The following is a 2,790-nucleotide window of genomic DNA, read 5'->3' as shown; positions in this document are numbered from 1 at the left end:
GGAATGGACACCGCACAGTGCGGCAGATGTTCTGCTGCAGCGCTGGCCGCAGGCTGAACCAGAGCTGGTGCTGGAAACCCTGGACCTTACTAGCTTGTGGCCCCTTTCGCGCCGATAGCGGAAATAGGCGTCGTCTCCTTCGCGGGCAAGCCCGCGAAGGAGACGATACGGGAGAAATCAGAGCGCCATGCGGTAATGCAGGCTGTAGCTCTCCACCCCATCGTTAGGTTCTTTGATACCCGCGTTGGAATAGTGAATCGCCCGAACCCCGATCTCGTGCCCCCCGGCAAAGCGCAAACCAAAGCCGATGCGGTCTTCGAACTGGAACGACGAGCCCAGCTCGTTGCTTTCCAGCTCGGTACTGGAGAACGCCGCAACCCCGATCCCTGCCTCGATATAGGGCTTCACCGATTCCCCGGCAAACTCGTAGACGAACACCGGTGCGAACGACAGGCTGTGGTTGCTCGCCGTCTCGTCGCCATCCCAATAGGTGTACGCGCCATCCCAGTAGCCGGTCAGCCGACCGACGCTGGTCTGCCACCAGCTGGCATCCCAGTTCGATTGCAGCCCCAGCCGGTAAACCATGGTCGAGTCACCGGTCTGCCCCGCCGAGAACGACACATCGGCGGCCTGCGCCGATGCTGCCTGCCCCAAAACAAAAGCGGCAGCCGCCGCCAAGCCCAGCAGTTTCTTCATGAGAAACATCCTTCTTCCTGATGCTGTTATTAGTGTCCGCCTCATGTCAGGCAAGCGGTAGAAAGCAGAAGTAGAACGATAGTTCAGCTGTTTTTCACGTTTTTTTCACAACGGAAAGCTTTGCACATCGTCGGCCTTATGCCACAGCACAGGTAGGATATTTCTGAGAGATTGCGGATCGGCGCTGGTCCAGAAGCGGGTATCGCGGGCCGGGCCTTCGGCCAGCAAATCACTCGCGCCCAGCAGCCGGTGCAGCTGCCGCGCCACCGCAGCGCCGGTGTCGATGACGGCCACATCCGCAGGCACCATGCCGGCCAGCAACGGGCGCAGGAAGGGATAATGGGTGCAGCCGAGGATCAGCGTGTCGCAACCTGCAGCCAGCAGCGGCTGCACGTAGCCCAGCAGCATCTGGCGCAATGCCGGGCTGGCCAGGTCGCCGGTCTCGATCAGCTCGACCAGCCCCGGGCAAGGCTGGGTGATCACCTGCACGTCGCTGGCGAAGCGGTCGAGCAAGGCGGCGAACTTGGCGCTCTGCAGGGTGCCGGTGGTAGCCAGCACCCCCACCACGCCAGAGCGGGTGGCAGCCGCCGCAGGCTTTACCGCAGGCTCCATGCCCACCAGCGGCCACACCGGGTACAACGCGCGCAAATCGGTCACCGCCGCCACCGTGGCAGTGTTGCAGGCCAGCACCATGGCCTTGGCACCCTGCTCATGGAAGAACGCAGCAATATGCCGGCAGCGTTCACGGATATAGCCTGGCGACTTCTCGCCATAGGGGACGTGGCCGCAATCAGCCACGTACAGCAGCGTCTCGTTGGGCAGCAGGCGCTGGATCTCGGCGAGCACCGACAAGCCGCCTACCCCCGAGTCCATCACACCCACCGGCGCCGAGCGCTCAGCCATCGCGTTTGCCGCACACCGCACAGGCCGGGTCACGCTTGACCCGCAATTCGCGAATACGGGTACCGAGCGCATCGATCAGCAGCAGGCGGCCGACCAGCGGTTCACCGAAGCCGGCCAACAGCTTCATTGCCTCCAGCGCCTGCAGGCTGCCGACCAGGCCCACCAGCGGGCCGATCACGCCCGCTTCGCTACAGGTCAGTTCGTCCTCGCTGCCATGCCCGTACAGGCAGTGGTAGCACGGGCTGTAGTCACGCCGTGGGTCGAATACCGACAGCTGCCCTTCCAGGCGGATTGCTGCACCGCTGACCAGCGGTTTGCCGCCGGCCACACAGGCGGCGTTGACCGCCTCGCGGGTAGAGAAATTGTCGGAACAGTCCAGCACCAGGTCGACCGCCGCCACCGCCGCCGCCAGCGAGTCCTGGTCCAGTGCATGCCGGTGCGGAACCAGGCTGATTTCCGGGTTGATCGCCTGCAGGCGCTGCAAGGCCGAGTCGACCTTGCTCATGCCAACGCTGGCACTGTCGTGGATCACCTGGCGTTGCAGGTTGGTCAGGTCGACCGTGTCAAAGTCGGCAAGGTGCAGCTCGCCTACCCCGGCAGCAGCCAGGTACAAGGCTACCGGTGAACCCAGCCCGCCCAGCCCGACGATCAACGCCTTGCTCTGCTTGAGGCGCAACTGGCCGTCGATGTCGATCTGGGCCAGCAGTACCTGCCGGCTGTAACGCAGCAGCTCTTCATCACTCAGCATGGCAGGCGCCCCAGTGTAATGCGTTCATGGCCGCCCAGGTCGGTGCGGCTGGCCACCTCGATAAAGCCTTGTTCAACCAGCAAGGCGCGTACCGCCGCTGCCTGATCGTAGCCATGTTCCAGCAGCAACCAGCCCCCCGGCAACAGGTGCCCGGGGGCCTGCGCAGCAATCACGCGCAGGTCGTCAAGGCCATCGGCGCCGGCCACCAGCGCGCTGCTGGGCTCGAAGCGCACATCGCCCGCCACCAGGTGCGGGTCTGCAGCGGCGATGTAGGGCGGGTTGCTGACAATCAGGTCGAAACGCTCAGCGGCCAGGCTGTCGAACCAGTGGCTCACCCGCACCTCGGCATTCGCCAGGCCAAGGCGTTTGCGGTTGCGCTCGGCCAGGGCAGCAGCCTCCTCTACCCGGTCAACTGCAGTCACCTGCCAGGCCGGGCGCTCACT

4 protein-coding genes and 1 pseudogene are annotated in these 2,790 nt (G+C 64.4%); 1 reads left to right on the top strand and 4 read right to left on the bottom strand.

All coding sequences use genetic code 11. The features are described from left to right. A pseudogene (locus HP546_RS31580) lies at window positions 1-118 on the top strand (SDR family NAD(P)-dependent oxidoreductase); the annotation flags it as partial. A gap of 59 nt (window positions 119-177) precedes the next feature. Here the strand turns inward: HP546_RS31580 and HP546_RS28740 are convergent. From HP546_RS28740 to HP546_RS28725, 4 genes are all read right to left on the bottom strand, one after another. After that, window positions 178-696 (bottom strand): acyloxyacyl hydrolase, encoded by a 519-nt coding sequence (locus HP546_RS28740; RefSeq protein WP_172232811.1) that lies wholly within the window; start codon window positions 694-696, stop codon window positions 178-180. A 105-nt stretch (window positions 697-801) separates the two neighbouring features. After that, window positions 802-1,599: a glutamate racemase gene (murI, locus tag HP546_RS28735; RefSeq protein WP_172232808.1), complete on the bottom strand. Its 798-nt coding sequence runs from the start codon at window positions 1,597-1,599 to the stop codon at window positions 802-804. Beyond that, complete coding sequence (locus tag HP546_RS28730) at window positions 1,592-2,347, bottom strand: molybdopterin-synthase adenylyltransferase MoeB (protein ID WP_172232805.1); 756 nt, start codon at window positions 2,345-2,347, stop codon at window positions 1,592-1,594. Before HP546_RS28730 ends, murI begins: the two co-directional genes overlap by 8 nt. Continuing rightward, on the bottom strand, window positions 2,341-2,790 hold a 450-nt coding region (locus HP546_RS28725), incomplete at its 5' end, for a peptide chain release factor N(5)-glutamine methyltransferase (protein WP_172232802.1). The genes HP546_RS28725 and HP546_RS28730, both read right to left, overlap by 7 nt.

Origin of the sequence: Pseudomonas sp. CM25, assembly GCF_013179705.1 — a bacterium.
GTDB lineage: Bacteria > Pseudomonadota > Gammaproteobacteria > Pseudomonadales > Pseudomonadaceae > Aquipseudomonas.
Note: the sequence above shows the minus strand (reverse complement) of the source record. Positions and strands in the feature narration are given on the sequence as shown.

Bases quoted from the DNA above. Each gene is read 5' to 3' on its own strand.
- HP546_RS28730 (WP_172232805.1), bottom strand. From the start codon at position 2,347: ATGCTGAGTGATGAAGAGCTGCTGCGTTACAGCCGGCAGGTACTGCTG.
- murI (WP_172232808.1), bottom strand. From the start codon at position 1,599: ATGGCTGAGCGCTCGGCGCCGGTGGGTGTGATGGACTCGGGGGTAGGC.
- HP546_RS28740 (WP_172232811.1), bottom strand. From the start codon at position 696: ATGAAGAAACTGCTGGGCTTGGCGGCGGCTGCCGCTTTTGTTTTGGGG.